Consider the following 25,688-nt stretch of genomic DNA (forward strand, 5'->3'; position numbering starts at 1 on the left):
GTGGTGCATCACCGGGTTGCACACGATCACCATCTCGTAGATCGCGCCCGGCTCGACGCCGGCTTCCTGCGCGATGGCGCGGGCCAGGCTGTCCAGCGCCTCGCGCACCGCCCGGGTCATCTCGACATCGCCGCCGGGGTTCATCATCGCATAGGAAACCCGGCTCATCAGATCCTCGCCAAAGCGGATCTGCGGGTTCATCAGGCCGCTGGACGCCAGCACCTTGCCATCCGACAGGTCGCACAGATGCGCCGCGATGGTGGTGGAGCCAAGGTCCACCGCCAGCCCGTACAGCGGCCCGTCATGGAAGCCGGGGAAGATGTCCAGCACGCGATGCGCCGCGTCGTGGTTGCCGCGGTTCAGAACCACCGTCGCCTTCCATTCGCCCTTGCGCAGCACGGGCTGCAACCGGCGCAGGATGTCCAGCCCCGCCTCGACGCCCTCGATCTGCCACTGGTCCTTCAGCGCCTGCACCAGACGTTCGAAATCGCCGGTCGGTTCGTGCATGTCGGGTTCCTGCACCTCGACGAAGACCGCCCGCGTGGCCGGGTCCATCTCGATGTGCCGCTCGGTGGCCGATTTGCGGATCACCTGCTTGTGCACCTGGCTTTCCGGCGGCACGTCGATGACCACATCGCCCATCACCTTGGCCTGACAGCCCAGCCGCCGCCCGTCGATCAGCCCGCGAATGCGCTTGTACCGCTCTTCGACGGGGTTCCAGTCCGACAGCGCGTCGGCGGCCACGGTCAGCCCGTGCTTGGGAAATTCGCCATAGCCCGGGGTGATCTGGCATTTGGAACAGATGCCGCGCCCGCCGCAGACCGAATCGAGGTCCACCCCCAACTGGCGCGCGGCCGTCAGCACCGGCGTTCCCAGGGCGAACCGCCCCCGTTTGCCCGAGGGGGTGAAGATCACCAGTGCATCGTCAGCCATGTCCGTCTCCTGCTCGCGCGCGATCCTCTTCTTAGGCCCGGTGGCCCCCGGCGCAAGGTTCCAATGCGGCAAATCAGATGTCGGTTGCGGCGGCGGGCCGGGTTGGCGGCGTTTCGGACCCCGATGCCCCCCGTTGACGGCGGCCGGTTCCCCGCATACCTGCGGCCCATGGCGCGCGCACCCCTTCTGCAACTGAACCGCATTTCGCTGACCTTTGGCGGCGATCCCGTTTTTGACGACCTGTCGCTGGTGATCCAGCCGGGCGACCGGGTGGCCCTTGTCGGCCGCAACGGCAGCGGCAAGTCCACTCTGATGAAGGTCATGGCCGGTCTGGTCGAGGCCGACCGGGGCGAGCGGATCGTGCCCGCCGGGGTGACGGTCGGCTATATGGAGCAAGACCCGGACCTGTCGGCCTTTGCCACGCTGGGCGACTATGCCGCGCAAGGCCTGCCCGATGGGGAAGCCTATCGCCTGGCCGTCGTGGCTGAGGGGCTGAAGTTCAACCCTGAAACCCCGGTTGCCACGGCTTCGGGTGGGGAACGCCGCCGCGCCGCGCTGGCCAAGCTGCTGGCCGAGGCGCCGGAGCTGATGCTGCTGGACGAGCCGACCAACCATCTGGACATTCAGGCCATCGAATGGCTTGAGGCTGAACTGGCGCAGACCCGCGCCGGCTTTGTGCTGATCAGCCACGACCGCGCCTTCCTGCGCGCGCTGACCAAGGCCACGCTCTGGATCGACCGGGGCGAGGTGCGCCGCCGCGAATCCGGCTTCGACGGGTTCGAGGAATGGCGCGAAACCATCTGGGCCGAGGAAGACGAGGCTCGCCACAAGCTGGACCGCAAGATCAAGGCCGAGGCGAAATGGGCCGTCGAAGGCATCTCCGCCCGCCGCAAGCGCAATCAGGGCCGCGTCCGCGCCTTGCAGGCGCTGCGGGCGGAACGCGCCTCGCAGATCCGCCGGCAGGGCACCGCCGCGCTGGAACTGGAAAGCGGCCCGGTGTCGGGCAAGAAGGTGATCGAGGCGAAGGGCCTGACCAAGACCTTCGGCGACAAGACCATCGTCCGTGATTTCGACCTGCGCGTGCTGCGCGGCGACCGCGTGGCCTTCGTGGGGCCGAACGGCGTGGGAAAGACCACGCTTCTCAAGATGTTGACGGGCGATCTTCCGCCGGATTCCGGCAGCGTATCCTTGGGCACAAGCCTTGAGATTGCGGTTTTCGACCAGACCCGTTCGGCGCTGGACCCCGAGGCGACGCTTTGGGACAGCCTGACGAATGACCCGCTGATGCAGGTCTCGGGCGCGTCGGATCAGGTGATGGTGCGCGGTGTGCCGCGGCATGTGGTGGGCTATCTCAAGGATTTCCTGTTCACCGACGCGCAGGCGCGGGCGCCGGTCAAATCGCTGTCGGGGGGCGAGAAGGCGCGGCTTCTGCTGGCCCGCATCATGGCGCGGTCGTCGAACCTGCTGATCCTGGACGAACCGACCAACGATCTTGACGTGGAAACGCTGGACCTGCTGCAAGATACGCTGGGCGAATTTGACGGCACCGTGCTGCTGGTCAGCCATGACCGCGATTTCATCGACCGCGTGGCCACCACCACCGTGGCGATGGAGGGCAACGGGCGCGCCAGCGTCTATCCCGGCGGCTGGTCGGATTATGTTGCCCAGCGGCCGGAAACGGTGGACGCCGCCGCTGCGGCGCTTCGGCCCGCGGCCCGCAAGGAAGATGCGAAACCGGCAGACAAGCCAAAGGCGTCAGGCCTGACCTTTACCGAGCGCAAGCGGTTCGACGATCTGCCCGCGCTGATGGAGCGGTTGCAGGCCGAAATCGCCAAGCTGACCGAGTTTCTGGCCCAGCCCGACCTTTTCACAAAAGAGCCGGTCAAGTTCCGCAAGGCCAGCGACGGGCTGACCGAACGGCAGGCTGCCTTGCAGGCCGCCGAAGAGGAATGGCTGGCGCTGGCCGACCGGGCCTGACAGGGCGAGGCCGGTCCCGATTGCGTGATCTGGCGCGGATCGGCTGGTTCTGGCCGGTTCGGTGGCGTTGATCGGCCAGCCTCCGCCACCGCAGCACACGACACTTCAAGCGGTCGTGAGGTGTCATTGCTTCTCCTGCCGCGCGAGCCCAGCCTTAGGGGCGTTGCCGCAGCCGGGCCCCCCTTGGGTCTGGCGTGTCGGCGAACCCAAGGAGCAGAACATGAAAAAACTTGCGATCATTCTTGCCGCTTCGGCGCTGTCCGCCCCGGCCTTTGCCGGTGGCCTGTCGACCCCGGTGGTTGAACCTGTCGTGACCCCGGCCCCGGCGCCGGTCTACATGCCCTCGACCGACTGGTCGGGCTTCTACGCGGGTGGTCAGGTCGGCTATGGCGACATCGATTCCAACGGCGCCGGGCTTGACGGCCATGGCTGGGGCGGTGGTGTCCATGCCGGCTATCGCTGGGATCTGGGCAAGACCGTTCTGGGTGTCGAAGGCAGCTATGACAAGTACGACACCGACCTTGGCGGCAACCTTGGCACGCTGGACAACGTGACCCGCATCAAGCTGATGGCGGGTGCTGATCTGGGCAAGACGCTGGTCTACGCGACCACGGGCGTTGCCTGGGCCGATGCCACGGTTGGCGGGGCCGGCCTGTCGGACAACGGCTATTTCCTGGGTGCCGGTCTTGACTATGCGCTGAACGACAAATGGACGCTGGGCGGCGAAGTGCTGGCCCACAAGTTCGACAACTTCGACAATTCGGGCGTCGATCTTGACGCGACCACGGTCGCGGCGAAGGTCTCGTTCCGCTTCTGATCCGCGAAGCGCCCGGCGCCTGCCCTCAGGGGCAGGCGTCCGCCGGCACGGCCGGCAGCAGGAACACCCGGTCGTCGCCCGTCGTGCCGGAGAGTTCCAGGAAATCCTGTGCCCCCTCGAACCCGATGCCGCCGCGCCCCAGCGCCATGCGAACGGCGCCGTCACGGCCCGGTGTCAGAACGAAGCCGCCCGCATCACCCTCCATCTGGCAATAGAGGTGGTCCGACTCGTTCTCGCAATAGGCGACCCCCTGATAGCGTTCCGAGGTGCCGCGCACATGCAGCGCCACTCTCAGCACCAGATACCGCGGATCGCCCCATTCCCCCGAGACCGGCCCCAGCGCGACAAGCGTCACCCGCTGATCGGGGTGGCCGGCCAGATGCAGCGGCGTGTATTGCCGCAGGTAGCAGCTTGCATCCGACGGGAACATCATGTCCCGGGGCGATTTCGCAAGGGCAGGGCTGGCCAGCAGGGCCAGGGCCAGGGCAGGGCGCATCAGCATCGCGATCTCCGTCCGCGGGGGATGGGGCCATTGTGCCACCGGGGCCGACCGCGGGACAGGTCAGATTTCCCGCATCAGCTCGGCCACCACCGCCGGGATCATCTGCACATCCGCGCGGGTGCAGTCGAACTGCCCCACCTGCACCCGGATCACGAATTCCCCCTGGTGGCGCGTCTGGGTCAGATAGATCCGCCCGTCGTCGTTGATCCGCTGCAACAGCGCCGCCGTTGCCTCCTCAGTCTCCAGCCGGAAGCTGAACAACGACAGAGAGGGTTCGGTGACGATGGTCAGCCCCGGCAGGGCCCGCAGCGCCTCGCAGGCCTCGCGCGCCCAGTCCACATGGTTGCGGATGCGTGTCCGCAGCCCTTCCAGACCATAGGCCCGCAGCACGAACCACAGCTTCAGTGCGCGGAACCGCCGGCCAAGCGGCACGGTCCATTCGTTGAAGTTGATGATCTCTTCCCGTCCGGCGGTTTCCAGATAGCTGGGCCGCAGCCCCAGGGTCCGCACCTGCGGCCCCGGATCGCGCAGGAACTGCACCGCGCAATCGAACTGCACGCCCAGCCATTTGTGCGGGTTGAAGACGATGGAATCTGCCTCTTCGATGCCCGCCCACAGGTTGCGGAATTCGGGGCAGATCATCGCCGATCCGGCCCAGGCGGCATCGACATGCACGGGCAGCCCTTCGGCCCTGGCCACGGCGATGCAATCGGCGATGCGGTCGAAGGCCCCGACGCCGGTCGATCCGGCGCAGAGGATCACGCCTGCCGGCAGCATCCCCGCCGCCCGGTCGGCCCGGATGGCCCCGGCCAGGGCGCCGGGTTTCATCGACAGGCCTGCGTCGGTTGGCACCTTGACCAGATTGTCCTGCCCGATCCCGGCAAGCCGCACCGCCTTGTCGATCGAGGAATGGGTTTCGGGGCTGGCATAGATCCGAAGTTGTGGCGCCCCCGACAGGCCCCGGGACAGGCCGGCCCAGTCCAGCGCCTGTTCGCGCATGGTCAGAACGGCCGACAGAGTGGCTGTCGTGGCCGAATCATGTATCACGCCTACACGTTCTGATGGCAGACCCAGCGCCTGCGTCAGCCATCCGATCATGACCTGTTCGATCTCGGTCGCGGCCGGACTGGTCTGCCACAGCATCGCCTGCGCCGACATCGCATTGGCCAGTTGCTCGGCCAGCATCGAGGCGGGTGCGGCATTGGCCGGGAAGTAGGCAAAGAACCGGGGGTGCTGCCAGTGCGTTATTCCTTTGGGGACAATCCGGCAGAAGTCCTCCCAGATTGTTGCGGGCGAATCGGGGTATTCCGGGGGGGACTGCGGCAATTCCGTGGCAATGGCGCCAGGCTCGACTTTTGCCCTGACGGGGCGATCGCGCAACCCTTGGTGGTATTCGGCTGTCCAGTCGGCCGCCCGCTTCGACCAATGCTTCAGCTCTTCATGATCCATGGCGGCCTCTCCTGCCTGTGACACCCTGATCAGATGGAGAAAAACTCTCGTCAAGTGCTGATGGCTGAGGTATGGGAAGGTCGCTTCGTGCGGAGGCCGGCCCGAAAAAGCCAGTTCCTTTCCGGGGCGCTGTCATGCCCGCACCCCGCCCGTGCTGGCGGTTTTTCGCTAAGGAGGTACCGAATGCCTGTTTCCCGTCGTTTTGTTCTTGTCGCCGGTGTTGCCGCGGCTGCCCTGACCGCTGGTTGCGTTGGTGGCACGTTCCACACCGCCTATGCCGCGCCGATCCCCGCCGATGTTTCCCGTCAGTGGAAGCTGGCCGGTGTGCGCGTGAACGTTCCCCAATCGCTGAAGGTCAGCGAAGCCCACACCTATCTTCCGGCTGCCGACATTGTCTGGCGCGAAGATCCGCTGGGCGACCGTCATGCGCAAGTCGCGGCCCTGCTGAAGAACGCGGTCACCCGCGGCGCGTCGGGCCTGCGCGGCAAGCGTGGCGTCTATCTCGACATCGTTGTCAGCCGGTTCCACGCCCTGACCTTTGAAGCCGAACAGCGCTTCCAGAATGCCGGCGTGCACAACATCCACTTCACCGCCAGCGTCGTTGACGCCCGCACCGGCGAAGTTCTGGTTGCGCCGACCGAGATCGAAGCCTCGCTCCCGGCCCTGTCGGGTGATCAGATGAAGGCGGCCCGTGCCCGTGGGGAAACCCAGCGGTCGCAGATCACCGCCCATGTGGCGACCACCATCGCCGGCTGGCTGAGCCTGGCCGCCGATCCGCGCAACAGCTTCAGCCGCGCTGGCGACTGATCGCGCCTTCTTTTGCGGCAAGGGGCGGCAGAGCGATCTGCCGCCCTTTGTCATGTGCGGTGCGGATCTTTTCCTGTTGGCGACGCCGGAAAAGGGCGCTAACTTCCCCGCATGACGACGTTGCGCAACATCCGCATCTGCTGCATTACCCGCTGACTTCGGTCGCGCGGGCGCTTCGTCATTCCCCCGGATGAAAAGCCGTCCCCGCGCGAGGGTGAAGCCTGCCTGCGCCTTGGGACGACTGACATGACCACCATCCGCCTGACCAATTCCAAGACCCGCCGGAAGGAGGAGTTCGTTCCTCTCGATCCGGCCAATGTGCGGATGTATGTCTGCGGCCCCACCGTCTATGACCGGGCGCATCTGGGCAATGCCCGGCCGGTGGTGGTGTTCGACACGCTGTACCGGCTGCTCCGCCATGTCTACGGCGCCGATCATGTGACCTATGTCCGCAACTTCACCGACGTGGATGACAAGATCAACGCCGAGGCGCAGCGCAGGAAGGCGCTTGGCCGGCCGGAGACGCTGGAAGAGCTGATCCGCGAGCGGACCGAGGAAACCATCGCCTGGTATCATGCCGACATGGATGCGCTTGGCGCGCTGCGGCCCGGCCACGAACCGCGGGCGACCGAATTCATCGGCGCGATGATTGCCATGATCGAGGGGCTGATCGGGCGGGGGCACGCCTATGCGGTGGACGGGCATGTCCTGTTCCGCGTGCGGTCCTACAAGGACTATGGCGCGCTGTCGGGGCGCAGCGTCGATGACATGATCGCCGGCGCGCGGGTCGAGGTCGCGCCCTACAAGGAAGACCCGATGGATTTCGTGCTGTGGAAGCCGTCGGATGCCGACCTGCCGGGATGGGACAGCCCCTGGGGCCGGGGCCGCCCCGGCTGGCACATCGAATGCTCGGCCATGTCATATGAATTGCTGGGCGACAGTTTCGACATCCACGGCGGCGGCCTGGATCTGCAATTCCCCCACCACGAGAACGAGATTGCCCAAAGCTGCTGCGCCCATCCGCAGGGCCAGTTCGCCCGCTATTGGCTGCACAACGAGATGCTGCAGGTCGAGGGCAAGAAGATGTCCAAGTCGCTGGGCAATTTCTTCACCGTGCGCGATCTGCTGAACAAGGGGATTCCGGGCGAGGTGATCCGGTTTGTCCTGCTGAGCACGCATTACCGCAAGCCGATGGACTGGCGACGTGGAACTGTGACTGCAGCGCGAAAGGAGTTGCGGAACTGGTGGTTTGCGACGGAGGAAGTCAAACTGGCAGCAGGCGCGGATGATACCTTTGTTGATGCATTGGCAGATGATCTGAATACTTCGGACGCGATTAACCGCCTTCGTGAGCTGTATAAGGCGAAAGAGTTTTCCAAGCTCAGGGCGTCTGCAAACTTGCTTGGCCTTCTCTTGCCCGGCACAGACCCGTGGTTCCGTCCTAAAGTAGATGATCTCGTGAGAGGCAAAGTCGAGAGTGTTTTTGCTCTTCGACAGCGTGTTAGGGCGGAGAAGGACTATGTGACCTCTGACTTTCTTCGTGCGGTTCTAGAAGTCGCTGGGGTTACTGTGGCTGACGGAAAAAATCCAACCTGGATTGCAAGCTTTGCTGGGCAGGAGCGCGGCTGGAAAAAATTGGCTGAGTTGAGTGAGGACGAAAGCGAGCGGTTCGTGAACTTCGACAGCTTAGCATCAATTGCGCGATCCCGTCACGTTTGGCTTTCTTCCGAGATTGATAGCAATAACAATCTGACGGATGGCCATGTCGTGATTGTCGACGAGGTGCCTGAGACCATTGATGTCGACTTGCTTTACGAATTGGTTCGAGTCGCGGGGTATGATGTATGACCCCCGAACGCCTTTACCTTTTCGACACCACCCTGCGCGATGGCCAGCAGACGCAGGGCGTGCAGTTCTCGGCCGCAGAGAAGGCCCAGATCGCCCAGGCGCTTGACCGGCTTGGCGTGGATTACATCGAAGGGGGCTGGCCCGGCGCCAACCCGACCGACAGCGATTTCTTCGCCACGGCCCCGCAGACCCGCGCGCGGATGACCGCCTTCGGCATGACCAAGCGCGTGGGCCGGTCTGCCGCCAATGACGATGTGCTGGCCGCCGTGCTGAACGCCGGCACCGGCACGGTCTGTCTGGTGGGCAAGACCCATACCTTCCACGTCGCCACCGCTCTTGGCGTGACTCTGGACGAGAACCGCGAGGCCATTGCCGAAACCTTCCGCCATCTGCGCGCCCTGGGCCGCGAGGCGCTGTTCGATGCCGAGCATTTCTTCGATGGCTACAAGGCCGACCCGGCCTATGCGCTGTCCTGCCTGCGCGCCGCGCTGGACGAGGGTGCCCGCTGGGTCGTGTTGTGCGATACCAATGGCGGCACGCTGCCGGCGGATGTGGGCCGCATCGTGGCCGAGGTGATTGCCGCCGGCATCCCCGGCGACCGCCTTGGCATCCATTGCCATGACGATACCGGCAATGCGGTGGCCAATTCTCTGGCCGCCGTCAATGCGGGGTGCCGCCAGATCCAGGGCACGCTGAACGGCCTTGGCGAACGCTGCGGCAACGCGAACCTGACCAGCCTGATCCCGACGCTGCTTCTGAAGGAACCCTATGCCAGCCGCTTTCAGACCGGCGTCACGCCCGAGGCGCTGAAAGGGCTGCTCAAGACCAGCCGGATGCTGGACGACATCCTGAACCGGGTGCCGCTGCGCAGCGCGCCCTATATCGGCGCCAGCGCCTTTGCCCACAAGGCCGGGCTCCATGCCAGCGCCATCCTGAAAGACCCCACCACCTATGAACACATCGACCCGGCGACGGTGGGCAATGCCCGCGTCATTCCGATGTCGAACCAGGCCGGCCAGTCGAACCTGCGCGCCCGCCTTGCCAGCGCCGGGATCGAGGTTGATCCGAAGGATCCGCGTCTGGCCCGCATCCTTGAGGTGGTGAAGGAGCATGAGGATCAGGGTTATGCCTATGACGGGGCGCAGGCCAGTTTCGAACTGGTCGCCCGCCGCGAACTGGGCCTGTGCCCGGCGTTCTTTGAGGTCAAGCGCTACCGCGTCACGGTCGAGCGGCGGAAGAACAAGTATGACCGGATGATCTCGCTCTCCGAAGCGGTGGTGGTGGTCAAGATCGGTGGCCGCAAGGCGATGTCGGTCAGCGACAGCATGGATGGCACGGGGCAGGACCGGGGGCCTGTCAACGCGCTGGCCAAGGCGCTGGCCAAGGATCTGGGGCCCTATCAGGCCTGTATCGACGACATGAAGCTGGTCGACTTCAAGGTGCGCATCACGCAAGGCGGGACCGAGGCGGTGACGCGGGTCATCATCGACAGCGAGGACGGGCAGGGGCGGCGCTGGTCCACGGTCGGCGTCAGCCCGAACATCGTGGACGCCAGCTTCGAGGCGCTGCTGGATGCGATCCAGTGGAAGCTGATCCGCGACATCGGCCAGCCGGTCGAGGCCGTGGCGCCATGAGCCTTGAGGCCTGCGCCCGGCTGGTGGAACGCGGCGATCCAGACCGCTTTCTGACCGTGCGCGCGGCGCCGCTCTGGGCGCGCGAACAGCTTTTGCCGCTTTATGCCTTCAATCTGGAGGTGGCGCGCGCGCCCTGGGTCACGCAGGAGCCGCTGATCGCCGAGATGCGGCTGCAGTTCTGGCGTGATGTGGTGACCGAGGACAGCCCCCGCGCGCATGAGGTGGCCGGACCCTTGCAGGCGCTGATCCGCGATGCGGGCCTGCCGGTTGCGGTGCTGGACCGGCTGGTTGCGGCGCGGCGCTGGGATGTCTGGCGCGAGCCGTTCGAGGATCGCGCCGCCTTTGACGGCTATATTCAGGAAACCGCCGGCGGGCTGATGTGGCTGGCCGCGCGCGCGCTGGGGGCGCCGGACGGGGCCGAGGCCGCCGTGCGGGCCTATGGCTGGGCGGCGGGTCTGGCGAATTTCCTGCGCGCGGTGCCCGAGTTGGAGGCGCGGGGGCGGCATCCGCTGCCCGAAGGCGTTGCCGTGGCCGATCTGGCGCAAGCGGGGCTGGACCGGCTGGCGCAGGCGCGGGCGGCGCGGGCCACGGTTCCCCGCGGTCTGGCCCCGGCGCTGCTGGCGGGGTGGCAGGCGGGCGGCCTGCTGGCACTGGCGGCGCGCGATCCGGCCGCGGTGACCGAGGGGCGGTTGCATCTGCCCGAATTCCGCCGCCGCGGCGGGCTGCTATGGCAGGCCCTGACCGGGCGCTGGTAACGACCGCGGTCAGCGGCTGCGGAATTCCTGCGGCCGCATCCACAGCCAGATCAGCGCGGCCCCGGCGGCGATCAGGAAGGGCAGCATGGCCATGTTGACCAGTTGCCAGCCCGCCTCGACCGAGCCGCCCGAACAGTTCATCAGCCCGCCGGACGAGAAGCTGGCCAGCGTCACGCCGCCAAACACGATCAGGTCGTTCAGGCCTTGCAGGCGGCCGCGTTCCTCGGGGCGCTGCGCGCCGGCCAGCATCGTGGTGGCGCCGATGAAGCCGAAGTTCCAGCCAAGGCCCAGCAGGATGAGCGCGGCATAGAAATTCTCAAGCTGCACGCCCGACATCGCCACCGCACCGGACCCGGCCAGGATCATCAGCCCAAGCGCGATGATCCGTTCGACCCCGAAACGGGCAATCAGATGGCCGGTGAAGAAACTGGGCAGATACATCGCCAGTACATGCGCCTGCACGATATTCGCCGCATCGTCGTTGTGATAGCCGCAGCCAACCACCGCCAGCGGGGACGAGGTCATGACCAGGTTCATCAGCGCGTAAGAGACGGTGGCGCAGATCATCGCCACGGCGATGGCGGGGGTTCGGATCAGCTCGCCCCGGCTGCGGCCCAGCGGGGCGCCCTGCACGGGGACCGGCGGGCGCGGGATGCGTAGCAGGGCAAACAGGCCGACACCGACCACGTTCAGCACCACCACCAGCGCATAGGTGTAAAGGAACGAGACGACGTGCATGTCGTCGGTCAGTTTCACCAGTTCGGGGCCGAAGACCGCCGACAGAAGGCCGCCCGCCATGACCCAGCTAATCGCCTTGGGTCGGAACTCGGCCGAGGCGGTGTCGGCGGCGGCGAAGCGGAAGAACCCTTGCGCGCTCATGTAGATGCCGGTGAAAAGAGCGCCAAGGCAAAACAGCGGGAAGCTGGCGATATACAGCGCCCAGGCCCCCAGCGCCCCGCCGATGGCGCCGCCCGCCGCGCCAAGCGCGAAGCCGGCCGCGCGGCCATGGCGCTGCATGAAGGCCGAGATCGGCGTGGCGGTCAGCATGGAGCCGATCACCGCCATCGAGATCGGCAGCGTGGCCCAGCAGGCATTCGGCGCCAGCGACTGGCCGGCAAGGCCCGCCACGGTGAAGATCATCGGCAGTTGCGCGCCCAGAATCGCCTGGGCGGCGACCAGAACGGCGACGTTGCGTTTGGCAATGCGGTCTGACATGGGCATCAGGCGTAGGGGGTTCGGGCAGGGCCTGCAAGGGGGGCATATGGTCGGACGGATCATCGAGGGGCCGCAGGACGTGGCCGAAGGCGCGGCCTGGCTGGCGGCGCGCGAGCCGCGCTTTGCCGCCGCGCTGGCCGAGGTGGGGCCGCTGCCGCTGCGCCGCCATGCCGGCGGCTTTGCCGCGCTGATGGATGCGATCATCGGGCAGCAGGTCTCGGTCGCCTCGGCGGCGGCGATCCGGGGGCGGATGGCGGCGGCGGGGTTTCTGGATGCGGCCACGGTGGCCGCGACGGAGGAGACGGCGCTGCGGGCGGCTGGCTTGAGCCGGCAGAAGGCGCGCTACGCGCTGGCGCTGGCGCAGGCCGGCATCGACTATGACGCGCTGGCGCGGATGCCCGACGAGACGGTGATCGCGACGCTGGTCGCGGTGCCGGGCATCGGGCGCTGGACGGCGGAGATCTATGCCAAGTTCGCCCTTGGCCGCGCCGATGTCTTCGCCGCGGGCGACCTTGCGCTGCAAGAGGGCGCGCGGCTGCTGTTCGACCTGCCCGAACGGCCGGGCGAACGGGCCTTGCGGGCGCTGGCCGAGGACTGGCGGCCCTGGCGGGCGGTTGCGGCCCGCGTGCTCTGGGCCTACTACCGGGTGGCAAAGGGCCGCGAAGGAGTGGGCGGATGAGAGAGCTTGAGTTCGGCCGCAAGGGCGCGGCCCCCGGCACGGCGACATCGCTGGTGGTGTTCCTGCATGGCTATGGGGCCGACGGGGCCGATTTGCTGGGGCTGGCCGACGTGCTGGCGCCGCATCTGCCAGGCACGGCCTTCCTGGCCCCCGACGCGCCCGAGCCCTGTTCGGGCAACCCGTTCGGCCGGCAGTGGTTCCCGATCCCGTGGCTGGACGGCAGCAGCGAGGAAGCGGCGCGCGACGGGTTGCTGCGCGCTGCGCAAGACCTGAACGGCTTTCTTGACGCGCGTCTGGCCGAGGAGGGGCTGACCCCTGCCGCGCTGGCGCTGGTCGGGTTCAGCCAGGGGGCGATGATGTCGCTGCAGGTGGCGCCGCGGCGGGCCGAGGCCATCGCCGGGGTGGTGGCGATCTCGGGCCGGCTGCTGGCGCCTGAGCGTCTGGCGGCCGAGGCGGTGGTGAAGCCGCCCGTGCTGCTGGTGCATGGCGATGAAGATCCGGTGGTTCCCTTCGCCGACATGGGCCGGGCGGGTGACGCGCTGGTCGCGGCGGGGTTCCAGACCTATGGCCATGTCATGAAGGGCACCGGCCACGGCATCGCGCCAGACGGGCTGGGCGTGGCCTTGCAGTTCCTGCGCGAACGGCTGCCGGGCTAGGGGGCGCTGCCCCGTCCTCGCCCCGGGCGGGCGAGGACGCCCCCGGGATATATTCGGACAGATGAAAGCGGGCCGGGGTCGCGGGCCGGGTCAGGCCGAGGCTTGCAGCCAGGCGGCGCAGCCGGTGAGCGCGGCGTAGTCGTCTTCCACCACGGTGACCGAGAAGGCCTGCGTCAGCAGGTCAACCCGGCGCGGTTCGCGGAAGGTTTCGGTCAGGCCGAAGCGGGCGAAATGCGGGGTCATGGCGCGGGCCATGCCGCCGATCAGGTAGATGCCGCCATAGGGCAGGTGGATCAGCGCCAGATCGGCCAGGGTCTGCGCCAGGATGCGGGTGTAAAGCCGGGCGGCATGGGTGGCGACGGCTTCGCCCGCCGCCAGATCGGCCAGCACCTCGGCCGACTTGCGGCTGTCTGACCCGCCGGCCTCGGCCGCGGCAAAGGCGCAAAGATTGCCAAGGCCGCGCCCGGCCAGCACTTCTTCCACGCCGCAATGGGCGATCTCGCCTTCGGCGGCCAGCCGCGCCTCGATGAAGCGCATCAGGCGGAAATCCTCATCGTTGCGGACGGGCATGTTCACATGGCCACATTCCGAGGCCGGAACCACCCGCTGCGCGCCGTGGCCATGCACGGGGGCGGCATTGACCCCGGTGCCCAGCCCCACCACCAGCATCGAGCCGCCCGTGACCTGCGGCCCCTTGATCACCGGGCGCAGGTTTGCGGCGGCGATATGCCCAAGGGCATGTCCTTGCGCCTGAAGATCGTTCAGGATCGCCACCCGGCCCGCGCCGCTGGCCGCGCGCAGCTTGGGCGCATCCATCGTCCAGTCGAGGTTGGTCATGCTGGCAACGCCATCCTGCACCGGGCCGGCGGCGGCCACGCAAAGCCCGGCCACCTGCGCCCCGGTCTGGTCAAGGTAGTCGCGCAGGATCTGCGCGATGTCCTGACCGCGCGCCTTGTAATCGGCGTTCGGGAAGCGGCGGATCGTGTCGGGCAGCACCTGTGTCCCTTGCGCCAGTGCCACGCGGGTATTCGTGCCGCCGATGTCTGCCAGAAGCGCCAGTCCGTCCATCATCGCACCATCCTAACCGTTGCGCGCCAGGGCCCGCGCCAGGGCGAGATACGAGGATTTCGGGGTCCGCTTCAAGCTGTCGAAATCGACATGGACCAGACCGAACCGCTTTTCATAGCCGAGCGACCATTCATAATTGTCCAGCATGGACCAGCAGAAATAGCCCTGCACATTGGCCCCCTGCGCAATGGCCCGCTGCACGGCGGCCAGATGCTGCGACAGGTAGTCGATGCGTTCGGGGTCATCGACCATGCCGTCCACGACCGGCACTTCCGCCGAGGCCATGCCGTTTTCGGTGATGTAGATCGGCAGGCCGCGGGAATATTCGGCCTGCGTGCGCAGCAGGAATTTCTCAAGCCCCTCGGGGTAGATTTCCCAACCCATCTGGGTTTTCGGCAGCGGGCCGTCGATCTCGGCATATTGCGGCCAGGGGCCGGGGGCGGGGGCAAGGTTCTTGCGGGTGTAGTAGTTCAGGCCGCACCAGTCCACCGGGGTGCCGATCAGATCCATGTCGTCCTGCCAGCCGGGGGGCATGTGCGGCTCAAGCCCTTCCAGCGCCAGCGCGGGGTATTCCTTGCGGAAGATCGCGCCCAGGAACCAGCGGTTGTAGATCGCGTCATACCGGGCGGCGGCGGCGGCGGCTTCGGGGCTGTCATCCACCGGATCGGCCCATTCCAGGTTGCAGACCGCGCCAAGGTTGCGGTGGCCAAGGCCGCGCATGACCTCGATCGCGCGGCCATGGGCCAGCAGGACATGGTGCATGGCCCGGGCCGTGGCGCGGATGTCGCGCAGGCCGGGGGCGTGGATGCCCATGAAATGCGACAGCCAGCCGACGCACCAGGGTTCGTTGATCGGGGCGGCGGACCAGACGCGATCCCCGATGCGGCGCATCAGCACCTCGGTATAGTCGGCGAACCAGCCGGCGATGTCGCGGTTGCGCCAGCCGCCAAGGTCGGCCAGCGCCGAGGGCAGTTCCCAGTGATACAGCGTCAGCGCCGGTTTCAACCCGCGTTCGACCATGCCATCGACCAGCCGGTCATAGAAATCAAGGCCCTCGGGGTTGGGGGTGCCCCGGCCTTCGGGCAGCACGCGCGCCCAACTGGCCGAGAAGCGGTAGGCATCCAGATTGGCCCCGGCGATCAGGTCCAGATCCTCGGGCCAGCGGTGGTAATGGTCGCAGGCGCGCGCGCCGGTTTCGGCCCGGACCACATTGCCCGGCGTGTCGGCGAAATCATCCCAATGGGTGCGGCCGGCGCCGCCGAAGGCATGACCTTCAATCTGATAGGCCGAGGTGGCGGTGCCGAAAAGAAAGCCTTCTGGGAACTGGGCACGGGCAGGCAGCATGGTCAGACCTTTACAGTGAAAGCGGGGCCTAGACGGCCAGGGGGGCAGGGCCGGTGGACTGGCCGATCACTAGATCGGCCTCAAGCAGGCGGGTCGGAGGCACCTCTTGCGGGTGGGCGATCAGGCCCAGCAGCATGTCGGCTGCGATCCGCCCCGCCTCTCGCACCGAGGACCGGGTGGCGGTGAAGATCGGCACATCCTCGCCGTTCTTCATGTAGGACAGATCGTCATCATGGATGATGATGCTGATGTCACGTCCCAGCTTCAGGCCATGTTCCTCAAGCGCGCGGCGGATGCCCATGCCAGAGATCATCGACGAGGCCAGGAAGGCGGTCGGCGGTGTTGGGGAGGCCAGCATCCGTTTCGCGGCGCGGTAGCCGGAAACCTCGGTCATCTCGTTGCTGTCCATCAGCGCCGGATCAGGGGGCAGGCCGCGCGCCGTCAGCGCCTCGACATAGCCGCCGCGGCGGCGCATGGCGAAATCCATGAACTCCAGCCCGTTGACCAGCGCGATGCGCCGGTGGCCAAGATCGAGCAGGAAGTCTGTCGCGCGGTGAAAGGCGCGGCGGTTGTTCACATCGACCCAAGGGTAGGGCAGTGTCACGCCCGAGGCGCGGCCATGCACCACGAAGGGCAGCCCGATCTCATGCAGAAGGGCGATGCGGTGGTCTTCCATGCGGGGGCCATGCACGATGACGCCATCGACATTGCCCTTGGAGCGCAGCGCGCGATAGGCCGCGTCTTCTTCGTCATCGGGCACCACGGACAGAACCATGTCATGGTCGTTGCGGGAATAGACCTCTCCCGCGCCGGCGATGAAATCGGCGAAGACGGGGTTCACGATCTCATGCCGGGTGGCCAGCGGAATGACGTGGCCGATGGCCATGGCGCGGCCCGTGGCCAGCCGGATGGCGCGGGCATTGGGGTGATAGTTGTGCCGCTTGGCGGCCGCCTTGACCCGCTGGCGGGTGACCTCGTTCACTTCGGGATAATCGTTGAGCGCACGCGACACCGTGGTGGGCGACAGGCCCAGCTTGGTGGCGAGTTCCTTCAGGTTCATGGCTGATGTGCGCCCAAAACGGTTTCAATCGGATGAACATTATCGCCCCGGTGGCAGGAGTCAAAGCCATTCGCTTGCAGACAATCCAGTTGATGCAGGTCATTGCTGCGGGTGCAAAAGCGCTTTGAATTTGACTCAGAAGGGCGGATCGGCAAGGGTTTCCCACCCAAAGCGGTTTGGCGTCGATTCTGCCGCTTCGGGTGATCGCCCCGCCGCTGCGCGGGGAAACCGGGAGGGTTGCGAATGATGACGAGGCTTTATGTCAGCGCCGCGGTGCTGGCTCTGGGGGCGCAGGGTGCGCTGGCCCAGGATCTGAAATTCCCCATCGGCGAAGGGGCCTTCAACTGGGACAGCTACAAGGCCTTTGACGAGGCAACCAATCTGGAAGGCCAGACGCTGACGATCTTCGGTCCCTGGCGCGGGGAAGATCAGGTTCTTGTCGAAGTCATGCTGGCCTATTTCACCGCCGCCTCGGGGGTGAAGGTCAACTATTCGTCGTCCGAGAATTACGAGCAGCAGATCGTCATCGACGCCCAGGCCGGCAGCCCGCCCGACATCGCGATCCTGCCGCAGCCCGGCCTGATCGCCGATCTGGTCAAGCGCGGCTTCGTCACCCCGCTGGGCGAGGACACGCAGAAATGGCTGGCCGAGAACTATGCCGCCGGGGATAGCTGGGTCGGCCTGGGCAGCTATGCCGGGCCGGACGGAACCAAGGCGCTTTATGCCTTCCCCTACAAGATCGACGTGAAATCGCTGGTCTGGTACAGCCCCGAGAATTTCGAGGATGCGGGCTATGAAGTGCCGCAGACCATGGAAGAGTTGAAGGCGCTGACCGAACAGATCGTGGCCGATGGCGGCACGCCCTGGTGCATTGGTCTGGGCAGCGGCGGGGCGACCGGCTGGCCGGCGACCGACTGGGTGGAAGACCTGATGCTTCGTACCCAGCCGGCCGATGTCTATGACCGCTGGACCACCAATGAACTGGCCTTCAACAGCCCCGAAGTGGTGGGGGCCATCGAAGACTTTGGCTGGTTCGCCAAGAACGATGCCTTTGTCGCCGGGGGCGCCGCAGCGGTGGCCTCGACCGACTTCCGTGACAGCCCCAAGGGCCTGTTTACCTCACCGCCGCAGTGCTATCTGCACCATCAGGCCAGCTTCATTCCGTCGTTCTTCCCGGAAGGCACGGTCGTGGGGCAGGATGCCGATTTCTTCTACTTCCCGGCCTATGCCGGCAAGGATCTGGGCAAGCCGGTGCTGGGCGCGGGCACGCTGGCCTTCATCACCAAGGACACGCCGGCGAGCCGGGCTTTCATCGAATGGCTGAAGACCCCGATCGCGCATGAGGTCTGGATGGCGCAGAAAAGTTTCCTGACGCCGCTGAAGACCGTCAATGCCGATCTCTACGGCGACCCTACCATGAAGAAGATGGGCGACATCCTGCTGAACGCGACCACCTTCCGGTTTGACGGGTCTGACCTGATGCCGGGCTCCGTGGGGGCAGGCAGCTTCTGGACCGGCATGGTCGATTTCGTCGGCGGCAAGTCGGCGCAAGAGGTGGCCGACGCGATCCAGGCAAGCTGGCCCAAGTAAGCGGGCGCCAGACACCGGGGCGGGCCGTCGCGGCCCGTTCCCTTGCAAGACCGGGACAACCGGCACGCGGCCCGGACGCCGTCGAACTGTTTGCCAGTGTGGAGGGGACGCCAGATGAACCCGGCCTTTCAGGCCCTACTTGTCATCGCTGTCGGTGTCGGCGGCTGTGTGGGCTACTTCTATCTTTCGAACCTGTTTCTGGACAAGGTGCTGTTCCCGGCCCGCGGGCCGCAGGCAGGCCGCAACATCAACCGCGCCAATGCCGTGCGGCCCTGGCTGTTCCTGTTTCCCGCACTCGCGCTGCTGTGCCTTTATCTGGCCTATCCGGTCTTCGCGACCTTCTGGCTGTCGCTGCATGGCAAGGACGGCAGCTTTGTCGGGACCGGCAATTACACCGCGATGTTCCAGGAGCCGAAGTTCGGGGAATCGCTGCGCAACAACATGCTGTGGCTGGTGGTGGTGCCTGCGGCGGCAACGGGCTTCGGCCTTCTGGCGGCGCAACTGACCGACCGCATCAAATGGGGCAATATCGCCAAGTCGCTGATCTTCATGCCGATGGCGATTTCCTTCGTCGGCGCTTCCGTGATCTTCAAGCTGGTCTATGACAGCCGCGATGCGGCGGTGGCGCAGATCGGCCTTCTGAACGCGCTGTGGCTGAAGTTCGAGGGCGGGATCTGGTCGGTGCTGTTCCTGCGCGTTCTGCCGGCGGTGCTGGTGGGCGGTCTGCTGCTGGCGGTGCTGTGGGGCGGCTGGCTGCTGCTGCGCCCCGTGCTGGACGCGCGGCGGCAGGAGAAGCCCCTGATCAAGGCCGCGCGCGTTCTGGGCGGGCTTGTCGCGCTTGTGATCGCCTTTGAACTGGGCGTCTGGCTGCTGGGCGTCTTTACCAATGTGCTGCCCTATGGCCGTCCGCAGGCCTGGCTGCAGATTCCGTTCTGGAACAGCTTCTTCCTGATGGCGGTGCTGATCTGGATCCAGACCGGCTTTGCCATGGTGATCCTGTCGGCCGCGCTGCGTGGCGTGCCGGAAGACACGATCGAGGCCGCCATTCTGGACGGGGCCAACCCGTTCCAGATCTTCTTCAAGGTCAAGGTGCCGCAGATCATGGGCACCATCGTCGTGGTCTGGACCACCATCACCATCACCGTTCTCAAGGTCTTCGACATCGTGCTGGCCATGACCAACGGCCAGTGGGAGACGCAGGTTCTGGCCAATTACATGTATGACAAGCTGTTCCGTTCGCTGGACTGGGGCATGGGCTCGGCGGCGGCCATGGTGATCATGGCGCTGGTGACGCCGATCCTGATCTGGAACGTGTGGAACGCGCGCAAGGAAATGCGGTAAGGGGGCGGGTCTGATGGACAATATTGCCGGCAAGAAACCCGCCCTTCTCTGGGCCGTCCACATCTCGGTCGTGGCGCTGGTGCTGCTTTGGGTGGTGCCCACCTTCGGGCTTCTGGTGTCTTCGTTCCGCACCGGCGACCAGATCGTCAGCTCGGGCTGGTGGCAGGCGCTGACCACGCAGGAAACCCAGCAGGCCGCCGTCCGCATCGCGGGGACCGAGGCCGAAAAGGACGGGGCCTTCGTGATCGAGGGCAACCTGTTCCCGGCCAAGGGCGTGGAGATCAGCCACTGGGGCACCTCCTCGCGTGAGCCCGAGGCCTTTGCCCCGGGCGAAACCGCGCCGCTGAACGATGGCATGACGCTGACCGTGCAGGCGGACGGGGCCTTCGTGCTGACCTCGCCCGTCACCACCAAGGACATGCGGTTGCCGCGGGTGTTTTCCACCGCCTCAAGCCCGCCGGAATTCACCACCCGGAACTATACCAACGTGATCTCGTCGCCGCTGGCGGGGCAGTCCATCGGGCAGGCTTTCATCAATACGCTGACGGTCTCGATCCCGGCCACGATCATTCCCATTCTGGTGGCCGCCTTCGCCGCCTATGCGCTGGCCTGGATGGAGTTTCCGGGCCGGGCGCTGCTGGTGGCCTTCGTGGTGGGGCTGCTGGTGGTGCCGCTGCAACTGGCGCTGATCCCGCTGTTGCAGTTCCACAATTGGATTGGCATCGGCAAGGGATACCTTGGCATCTGGATGGCCCATACCGGCTTTGGCCTGCCGCTGGCGATCTATCTCTTGCGCAACTACATGGTCGGCCTGCCGCGCGACATCATCGAGAATGCGAAGGTCGATGGCGCCACGGATTTCCAGATCTTCGTCAAGATCATCCTGCCGCTGTCCTTTCCGGCGCTGGCCAGCTTTGCCATCTTCCAGTTCCTCTGGACCTGGAACGACCTTCTGGTCGCGCTTGTCTTCCTGGGCACCGGCAATGACCAGCAGGTGCTGACCGGCAACCTGGTGAACCTGATGGGGTCGCGCGGGGGAGACTGGGAAATTCTGTCGGCCTCGGCCTTCGTGTCCATCGCGGTGCCGCTTGTGGTGTTCTTCTCCATGCAGCGGTTCCTGGTGCGCGGGCTTCTGGCCGGTTCTGTCAAGTAAGAGAGAGAAATGACGTTGAAGAAAGACCCTGACTGGTGGCGCGGCGCGGTGATCTACCAGATCTATCCGCGCAGCTATCAGGATTCGAACGGTGACGGGATCGGTGACCTGAAGGGGATCATCCCCCGGCTGGACCATATCGCCCGGCTTGGCGCCGATGCGATCTGGATCAGCCCGTTCTTCACCAGCCCGATGAAGGACTTCGGCTATGATGTCAGCGATTATTGCGACGTTGACCCGATGTTCGGCACGCTGGCCGATTTCGACGCGCTGGTCGCCCGCGCGCATGAGCTGAACATCCGGGTGATGATCGACCTGGTGCTGTCGCATACCAGTGACCAGCACCCGTGGTTCAGGGAAAGCCGCCAGTCGCGCGACAACGCCAAGGCTGACTGGTATGTCTGGGCCGAGCCGAAGCCGGACGGAACGCCGCCGACCAACTGGCTGTCCATCTTCGGCGGCAGCGCCTGGCAATGGGATGCCCGGCGCGAGCAGTATTATCTGCACAACTTCCTGACCAGCCAGCCCGACCTGAACTTCCACACCCCCAAGGTTCAGCAGGCCTTGCTGGACGCCACCCGGTTCTGGCTGGAGCGGGGCGTGGACGGCTTCCGGCTGGATACGATCAATTTCTACTTCCACGACAAGAACTTGCGCGACAATCCTCCGCTTCCGCCGCAGGAACGCAACGACCGAACGGCGCCCAAGGTGAACCCCTACAATCACCAGATGCACCTGTTTGACAAAAGTCGGCCGGAAAACCTTGAATTCCTGCGGAAATTCCGCGCCACGCTGGCGCCCTACGGCGCTGCGGCCGTGGGGGAGGTCGGGGATTCCGAACGCGGGCTGCAGATCATGGCCCAATACACCTCGGGCGGTGACAAGGTGCAGATGTGCTATCCGTTCGAGCTGCTTCAGCCGGCACGGGTCACGGCGGACGATCTGAAATCGACCTTCGACCAGTTGGCTGCCGAGGCGCCCGATGCCTGGCCCTGCTGGAGCTATTCCAACCATGACGTGGTGCGCCACATCACCCGCTGGGGCCTGCCCGACACCGCCGCGCGCAGCTATATCGTGCTGCTGGCCAGCCTGCGCGGCTCGATCTGCCTGTATCAGGGCGAGGAACTGGGTCTGCCCGAGGCCGAGGTGGGGTTCGACGATCTGCAAGACCCTTACGGCATCGAATTCTGGCCTGAATTCAAGGGCCGCGACGGCTGCCGCACGCCGATGGTCTGGGTGTCGGACAATGGCAACGGCGGCTTTTCGACCGCCGAGAAGGGCTGGCTGCCGGTCGATCCCCGGCATCTGGCGCGCGCGGTTGCCGTGCAAGAGGGCGACGCGCAGTCGATGCTGGCCTATTACCGCAGCGTGCTGGCCTTCCGCCGGGCGCATCCGGTGCTGCGCGACGGCGACATGGGGCCGATCACCACCAAGGGCGACGTGGCGCAGTTCCTGCGCCGGGGCCACGAGACGCTGTTCTGTGCCTTCAATCTGGGGGAAGGCGCCGCAAGCGTCCGCTTGCCCGAAGGAACATGGCAGACGGTGGGGGCCGAACTTGGGGCGGTGCCGGTGGAGACGGGGGAAATCCACCTTCCGGGCTGGGGCTTCGTCCTGGCGCGGCAAGTGTGAAAGGGAGGGGTACGAATGGCCGATCTGGTTCTGAAGGACGTCGAGAAAGCCTATGGCGAGGTCAAGGTGTTGAAAGACATCAACCTTGACATCAAGACAGGCGAGCTGATCGTTTTCGTCGGCCCTTCGGGCTGCGGGAAATCCACCCTGCTGCGGATGATTGCCGGGCTGGAGCGGATCACCGGCGGCGATTTCAGCATCGACGGCGTGCGGATGAACGATGTGCCCCCGGCACAGCGCGGCATCGCCATGGTGTTCCAGAGCTATGCCCTTTACCCCCACATGACGGTGCGCGAGAACATGAGCTTTGCCCTGCGCATCGCCAAGAAATCGCAGGCCGAAATCGACCAGGCGGTCGACAAGGCCGCGCGCGTCCTGCAACTGACGCCCTATCTGGACCGTCTGCCCAAGGCCCTGTCGGGCGGGCAGCGCCAGCGGGTCGCCATCGGCCGCAGCATCGTGCGCGACCCCAAGGTCTATCTCTTCGACGAGCCGCTTTCGAACCTGGACGCCGCCCTGCGGGTGGCGACCCGGCTTGAAATCGCCCAGTTGAAAGAGGCGATGCCGAATTCCACCATGGTCTATGTGACGCATGACCAGGTTGAGGCGATGACACTGGCCAGCCGCATCGTGGTGCTGGCGGGGGGCGGCATCGCGCAGGTCGGCACGCCGCTGGAGCTGTATGAACGGCCGCAGAACGAGTTTGTCGCGCAGTTCATCGGCAGCCCGGCCATGAACCTGACCCCGGGAGAGGTGGTCGATACCGGGGCGCAGACCACGGTCCGGCTGGCCAATGGCGGCATTGCCGTTTCGGCCGTGCCGACCCAGGCCGCCGACAAGGGCATGGCGGTGAACGTGGGCGTGCGGCCCGAGGATCTGGTCGAAACCAAGGGCGACCGCCTGTTCGAGGCCGAGGTCGAGTTCACCGAAGCCCTGGGCGAGGTGACGCTGCTGCATCTGAAGCGCACGGGCGACCAGCCGCAGGTCGTGGCCAAGCTGCCGGGCATCCGGTCGGAACTGCGGCGCACGCAGGTGCGGCTGACCGCCGATCCGAAGAAGGTGCATCTCTTCGCGGGCGGCAAGTCGCTGCTGTACCGCTGAGACGAGTTATCCGGGCCATCCCACAAGGCTGACCAGGCCGAACCACAGCCCGCACAGCACCGCGCCCGACACCAGGCCGACCCAAAGGGTCAGCAAGGGCCGGGTTGGGAAAGGGGGCGGGGTCTGGCCATGCCGCATGAAAGCATGGACAGGTTTCCGCGGCGCTAACATTGCAACGCTGTGGCCTGCCCGACAGGTTTGCGCGGTGGCCCGCCGCAGACGGATGCCAGTGCTGGATAATCCCGCGAATTCCTGCGAAACCTCGGGCCATGCCGCCGAAGGAGTGTTCTTGAATGGTCCGCGATCCCGCAGGTTTCAAGCCAAGGATGTATCCGCCGCCCGAGTTTCCGCCGCGCAAGGTGCCGGCCTTTGCCAATACGCCGCCCGCGATCTTTCCGGCTCTGCTGGGGTTGCTGGGGCTGGTGCTGGCGCTGCGGGTCGGGCTGGCGCATCTGGGGCTGCCGCCGGGGATCGGGGACCTGGCGGCCGGTCTGGTGGTGCCGCTTTGGGCCGTGGGCGTGGTGGCCTATGGCGCCAAGCTGGCCCGGCGGCCGGGCGTCATCTTCGAGGATCTCAAGGTGATGCCGTCACGGGCAGGCCTGTCGGCGGCGACCATGGGCGGCATGGCGGCGGCGGCGCTGATCGCGCCCTATGCCCCGCGCCTTGCGCTGGCGCTGCTGGTCGTGGCGCTGGCGCTGCACGCGGTTCTGGCGCTGCTGGTCGCGCGCGTTCTGTCGGGGTTGCCGCCCGAGGGGCGTGAGGTCAACCCGACCTGGCATCTGACTTTTGTCGGTTTCATCGTCGGTGGCGTGGCGGCGGCCTTGCTGGATCAGCCGGGCATGGCGCGCGGGCTGCTGTGGGGGACAGTGTTTGTGGCGGCGGTGATCTGGGGGCTGAGCGGGGTGCAGGCGCTGAAGCGGGTGCCGCCCGCCGCGCTGCGTCCCTTGCTGGTCATTCACCTTGCGCCGGCCAGCCTGTTCACCTCGGTTGCCCTGCTGACGGGCCACATGACGCTGGCGGTGATCTTCGCCGTCATCGCCATCGGCATCTTCCTTGTGCTGGCTGCGTCGTTCCGCTGGATCACGGAAACCGGGTTCTCGCCGCTCTGGGGGGCGATGACCTTTCCGCTGGCGGCCTTTGCCACGGCGCTGATCCGGCTGGGCGGCGTCTGGGCCTGGGCCGGGCTGGCCCTGCTGGGGCTGGCACTGGTGGCGATTCCGCTGATCACCTGGAATGTGCTGAAACTGTGGCCCGGCGGCCGGCTGGCGGCCAGGACCAACGCGGCCGAGGCCTGAGCCGGCGTCAGCCGCCGATCAGCCCGACCCAGGCGCGCGCGATGGCCAGACCGTGATCGTCCGCCGCCCGGCCACGGGTTTTGGCCAGCACAGGGTGTGCGGCGTGCCAGCCCGGGTGCTGGCCTTCGACCAGATCGGGAAATTCGCGGGTCCAGTCGGCCACCACGGCGCGGCTGGCTTCGAAATGGAACTGCATCCCATAGGTGGCGCGGCCGATGCGGAAGCACTGGTTCGGCGCGGCGGCAGAGCCTGCCAGATGCACCGCGCCCGCCGGCAGGCTGAACGTGTCGGAATGCCACTGGAAGATCGGAAAGCTGCGGGGCAGGGTGCCCAGCACCGGGTCTGACCGGCCGGTGTCGGTCAGGGCCACGTCGCACCAGCCGAATTCGGGGGCGGCGCCCAGAATGTTCTGCGCGCCCATGGCCCGGGCCAGAACCTGACTGCCAAGGCAGATGCCCAGCACCGGGCGATCCGCCGCCGTAAAGGCCGCCATCAGTCGCGCCAATGCGGGCAGATAGGGGTGGGTGTGGTCATCCAGCGCGGATTGTTCGCCGCCGAATACCACCAGCGCATCGGCATCGGGGGCTTCGGGCAGGGGCTGGCCCGACCACGGTTTGTAAAGGTCGATCTTCGCCGCCTGTTCATGCAGCGCCACCCCGACCTGACCGTGATGGGTGATCCTGGTATTTTCGACAATGGCAACGCGCATCCGGCTTTTCCTTTGGCAGCCCGGCACAATCTGCATGGGGCGGCCCGGCTTTCAAGCGCAAGATGCGGGTTTTCGCTTGCGCCCGCGTCAAGCCCGTGAAACAGGGAACCGCCAAACGAATATCCC

Annotated in this window: 21 protein-coding genes and 1 pseudogene; 14 read left to right on the forward strand and 8 right to left on the reverse strand. The window is 66.3% G+C overall.

The window, feature by feature from the left end; genetic code table 11:
- Positions 1-933 (reverse strand): annotated as a pseudogene (locus C5F44_RS14985) (DUF4445 domain-containing protein); the annotation flags it as partial.
- A gap of 168 nt (positions 934-1,101) precedes the next feature.
- Between C5F44_RS14985 and C5F44_RS14990 the strand changes: the two are divergent.
- Both C5F44_RS14990 and C5F44_RS14995 read left to right on the forward strand, forming a co-directional pair.
- A complete protein-coding gene (locus tag C5F44_RS14990; RefSeq protein ID WP_107674392.1) occupies positions 1,102-2,910 on the forward strand; it encodes an ABC-F family ATP-binding cassette domain-containing protein in 1,809 nt (602 codons plus the stop codon).
- A 220-nt stretch (positions 2,911-3,130) separates the two neighbouring features.
- Positions 3,131-3,727, forward strand: a complete 597-nt coding sequence (locus C5F44_RS14995; protein ID WP_107674393.1) for an outer membrane protein — start codon at positions 3,131-3,133, stop codon at positions 3,725-3,727.
- Positions 3,728-3,752: 25 nt separating this feature from the next.
- Here C5F44_RS14995 and C5F44_RS15000 read toward each other — a convergent pair whose 3' ends face one another.
- Both C5F44_RS15000 and C5F44_RS15005 read right to left on the reverse strand, forming a co-directional pair.
- On the reverse strand, positions 3,753-4,229 hold the full coding sequence (locus C5F44_RS15000; RefSeq protein WP_107674361.1) for a hypothetical protein: 477 nt from the start codon (positions 4,227-4,229) through the stop codon (positions 3,753-3,755).
- A gap of 60 nt (positions 4,230-4,289) precedes the next feature.
- Positions 4,290-5,678: a pyridoxal phosphate-dependent decarboxylase family protein gene (locus C5F44_RS15005; protein WP_107674362.1), complete on the reverse strand. Its 1,389-nt coding sequence runs from the start codon at positions 5,676-5,678 to the stop codon at positions 4,290-4,292.
- A 183-nt stretch (positions 5,679-5,861) separates the two neighbouring features.
- On the opposite strand from C5F44_RS15005, the gene C5F44_RS15010 reads away from it, so the two are divergent.
- The 4 genes from C5F44_RS15010 (at position 5,862) to C5F44_RS15025 (ending at position 10,722) form a co-directional block, all read left to right on the forward strand.
- Positions 5,862-6,485 carry a DUF6778 family protein gene (locus C5F44_RS15010; RefSeq protein ID WP_107674363.1) on the forward strand — a complete coding sequence of 208 codons (624 nt, stop codon included), beginning with the start codon at positions 5,862-5,864 and terminating at the stop codon, positions 6,483-6,485.
- Between the two features lie 246 nt (positions 6,486-6,731).
- Complete coding sequence (gene cysS / locus C5F44_RS15015; protein ID WP_107674364.1) at positions 6,732-8,333, forward strand: cysteine--tRNA ligase; 1,602 nt, start codon at positions 6,732-6,734, stop codon at positions 8,331-8,333.
- Entirely contained in the window at positions 8,330-9,967 is a 1,638-nt protein-coding gene (gene cimA, locus C5F44_RS15020; RefSeq protein ID WP_107674365.1) for a citramalate synthase, read from the forward strand. Before cysS ends, cimA begins: the two co-directional genes overlap by 4 nt.
- On the forward strand, positions 9,964-10,722 hold the full coding sequence (locus C5F44_RS15025; RefSeq protein WP_107674366.1) for a phytoene/squalene synthase family protein: 759 nt from the start codon (positions 9,964-9,966) through the stop codon (positions 10,720-10,722). The genes cimA and C5F44_RS15025 overlap by 4 nt, the downstream gene beginning before the upstream one ends.
- A 9-nt stretch (positions 10,723-10,731) precedes the next feature.
- Here C5F44_RS15025 and C5F44_RS15030 read toward each other — a convergent pair whose 3' ends face one another.
- Positions 10,732-11,943 (reverse strand): MFS transporter, encoded by a 1,212-nt coding sequence (locus C5F44_RS15030; RefSeq protein ID WP_181318291.1) that lies wholly within the window; start codon positions 11,941-11,943, stop codon positions 10,732-10,734.
- A 40-nt stretch (positions 11,944-11,983) separates the two neighbouring features.
- Here C5F44_RS15030 and C5F44_RS15035 point away from each other — a divergent pair, with 40 nt between their 5' ends.
- Together C5F44_RS15035 and C5F44_RS15040 are read left to right on the forward strand one after the other, a co-directional pair.
- Positions 11,984-12,616 carry a DNA-3-methyladenine glycosylase family protein gene (locus C5F44_RS15035; RefSeq protein WP_107674367.1) on the forward strand — a complete coding sequence of 211 codons (633 nt, stop codon included), beginning with the start codon at positions 11,984-11,986 and terminating at the stop codon, positions 12,614-12,616.
- Positions 12,613-13,272 (forward strand): alpha/beta hydrolase, encoded by a 660-nt coding sequence (locus C5F44_RS15040; RefSeq protein ID WP_107674368.1) that lies wholly within the window; start codon positions 12,613-12,615, stop codon positions 13,270-13,272. The genes C5F44_RS15035 and C5F44_RS15040 overlap by 4 nt, the downstream gene beginning before the upstream one ends.
- Before the next feature lie 90 nt (positions 13,273-13,362).
- Here the strand turns inward: C5F44_RS15040 and C5F44_RS15045 are convergent, their stop codons facing one another.
- Genes C5F44_RS15045 through C5F44_RS15055 form a run of 3 tightly spaced genes read right to left on the reverse strand, consistent with a single transcriptional unit; the run spans position 13,363 to position 16,744 of the window.
- A complete protein-coding gene (locus C5F44_RS15045) occupies positions 13,363-14,343 on the reverse strand; it encodes a glucokinase (protein WP_412917555.1) in 981 nt (326 codons plus the stop codon).
- Between the two features lie 9 nt (positions 14,344-14,352).
- A complete protein-coding gene (locus C5F44_RS15050; RefSeq protein ID WP_107674369.1) occupies positions 14,353-15,684 on the reverse strand; it encodes a GH1 family beta-glucosidase in 1,332 nt (443 codons plus the stop codon).
- A gap of 28 nt (positions 15,685-15,712) precedes the next feature.
- Positions 15,713-16,744: a LacI family DNA-binding transcriptional regulator gene (locus tag C5F44_RS15055; protein WP_107674370.1), complete on the reverse strand. Its 1,032-nt coding sequence runs from the start codon at positions 16,742-16,744 to the stop codon at positions 15,713-15,715.
- A gap of 243 nt (positions 16,745-16,987) precedes the next feature.
- On the opposite strand from C5F44_RS15055, the gene C5F44_RS15060 reads away from it, so the two are divergent.
- The 6 genes from C5F44_RS15060 (at position 16,988) to C5F44_RS15085 (ending at position 24,853) form a co-directional block, all read left to right on the forward strand.
- Positions 16,988-18,334: an ABC transporter substrate-binding protein gene (locus C5F44_RS15060; RefSeq protein WP_107674371.1), complete on the forward strand. Its 1,347-nt coding sequence runs from the start codon at positions 16,988-16,990 to the stop codon at positions 18,332-18,334.
- A gap of 114 nt (positions 18,335-18,448) precedes the next feature.
- On the forward strand, positions 18,449-19,675 hold the full coding sequence (locus C5F44_RS15065) for a carbohydrate ABC transporter permease (RefSeq protein ID WP_107674372.1): 1,227 nt from the start codon (positions 18,449-18,451) through the stop codon (positions 19,673-19,675).
- Positions 19,676-19,688: 13 nt separating this feature from the next.
- On the forward strand, positions 19,689-20,828 hold the full coding sequence (locus tag C5F44_RS15070) for a carbohydrate ABC transporter permease (RefSeq protein ID WP_107674373.1): 1,140 nt from the start codon (positions 19,689-19,691) through the stop codon (positions 20,826-20,828).
- A gap of 9 nt (positions 20,829-20,837) precedes the next feature.
- Positions 20,838-22,457, forward strand: coding sequence for an alpha-amylase family glycosyl hydrolase (locus C5F44_RS15075; RefSeq protein ID WP_107674374.1), 1,620 nt, complete (start codon positions 20,838-20,840; stop codon positions 22,455-22,457).
- A 15-nt stretch (positions 22,458-22,472) separates the two neighbouring features.
- Positions 22,473-23,558: an ABC transporter ATP-binding protein gene (locus tag C5F44_RS15080; protein WP_107674375.1), complete on the forward strand. Its 1,086-nt coding sequence runs from the start codon at positions 22,473-22,475 to the stop codon at positions 23,556-23,558.
- 293 nt (positions 23,559-23,851) lie between these two features.
- Positions 23,852-24,853: a TDT family transporter gene (locus tag C5F44_RS15085; protein ID WP_107674376.1), complete on the forward strand. Its 1,002-nt coding sequence runs from the start codon at positions 23,852-23,854 to the stop codon at positions 24,851-24,853.
- A gap of 7 nt (positions 24,854-24,860) precedes the next feature.
- Here the strand turns inward: C5F44_RS15085 and C5F44_RS15090 are convergent, their stop codons facing one another.
- Positions 24,861-25,562: a type 1 glutamine amidotransferase gene (locus C5F44_RS15090; protein ID WP_107674396.1), complete on the reverse strand. Its 702-nt coding sequence runs from the start codon at positions 25,560-25,562 to the stop codon at positions 24,861-24,863.
- Between the last annotated feature and the right edge of the window lie 126 nt (positions 25,563-25,688).

This window comes from Fuscovulum blasticum DSM 2131, assembly GCF_003034965.1.
Classification (GTDB): domain Bacteria; phylum Pseudomonadota; class Alphaproteobacteria; order Rhodobacterales; family Rhodobacteraceae; genus Pseudogemmobacter; species Pseudogemmobacter blasticus.

Coding starts and splice junctions, on each gene's coding strand:
- C5F44_RS14990 (WP_107674392.1), top strand. CDS start 1,102: ATGGCGCGCGCACCCCTTCTGCAACTGAACCGCATTTCGCTGACCTTT.
- C5F44_RS14995 (WP_107674393.1), top strand. CDS start 3,131: ATGAAAAAACTTGCGATCATTCTTGCCGCTTCGGCGCTGTCCGCCCCG.
- C5F44_RS15000 (WP_107674361.1), bottom strand. CDS start 4,229: ATGCTGATGCGCCCTGCCCTGGCCCTGGCCCTGCTGGCCAGCCCTGCC.
- C5F44_RS15005 (WP_107674362.1), bottom strand. CDS start 5,678: ATGGATCATGAAGAGCTGAAGCATTGGTCGAAGCGGGCGGCCGACTGG.
- C5F44_RS15010 (WP_107674363.1), top strand. CDS start 5,862: ATGCCTGTTTCCCGTCGTTTTGTTCTTGTCGCCGGTGTTGCCGCGGCT.
- cysS (WP_107674364.1), top strand. CDS start 6,732: ATGACCACCATCCGCCTGACCAATTCCAAGACCCGCCGGAAGGAGGAG.
- cimA (WP_107674365.1), top strand. CDS start 8,330: ATGACCCCCGAACGCCTTTACCTTTTCGACACCACCCTGCGCGATGGC.
- C5F44_RS15025 (WP_107674366.1), top strand. CDS start 9,964: ATGAGCCTTGAGGCCTGCGCCCGGCTGGTGGAACGCGGCGATCCAGAC.
- C5F44_RS15030 (WP_181318291.1), bottom strand. CDS start 11,943: ATGCCCATGTCAGACCGCATTGCCAAACGCAACGTCGCCGTTCTGGTC.
- C5F44_RS15035 (WP_107674367.1), top strand. CDS start 11,984: ATGGTCGGACGGATCATCGAGGGGCCGCAGGACGTGGCCGAAGGCGCG.
- C5F44_RS15040 (WP_107674368.1), top strand. CDS start 12,613: ATGAGAGAGCTTGAGTTCGGCCGCAAGGGCGCGGCCCCCGGCACGGCG.
- C5F44_RS15045 (WP_412917555.1), bottom strand. CDS start 14,343: ATGATGGACGGACTGGCGCTTCTGGCAGACATCGGCGGCACGAATACC.
- C5F44_RS15050 (WP_107674369.1), bottom strand. CDS start 15,684: ATGCTGCCTGCCCGTGCCCAGTTCCCAGAAGGCTTTCTTTTCGGCACC.
- C5F44_RS15055 (WP_107674370.1), bottom strand. CDS start 16,744: ATGAACCTGAAGGAACTCGCCACCAAGCTGGGCCTGTCGCCCACCACG.
- C5F44_RS15060 (WP_107674371.1), top strand. CDS start 16,988: ATGATGACGAGGCTTTATGTCAGCGCCGCGGTGCTGGCTCTGGGGGCG.
- C5F44_RS15065 (WP_107674372.1), top strand. CDS start 18,449: ATGAACCCGGCCTTTCAGGCCCTACTTGTCATCGCTGTCGGTGTCGGC.
- C5F44_RS15070 (WP_107674373.1), top strand. CDS start 19,689: ATGGACAATATTGCCGGCAAGAAACCCGCCCTTCTCTGGGCCGTCCAC.
- C5F44_RS15075 (WP_107674374.1), top strand. CDS start 20,838: ATGACGTTGAAGAAAGACCCTGACTGGTGGCGCGGCGCGGTGATCTAC.
- C5F44_RS15080 (WP_107674375.1), top strand. CDS start 22,473: ATGGCCGATCTGGTTCTGAAGGACGTCGAGAAAGCCTATGGCGAGGTC.
- C5F44_RS15085 (WP_107674376.1), top strand. CDS start 23,852: ATGGTCCGCGATCCCGCAGGTTTCAAGCCAAGGATGTATCCGCCGCCC.
- C5F44_RS15090 (WP_107674396.1), bottom strand. CDS start 25,562: ATGCGCGTTGCCATTGTCGAAAATACCAGGATCACCCATCACGGTCAG.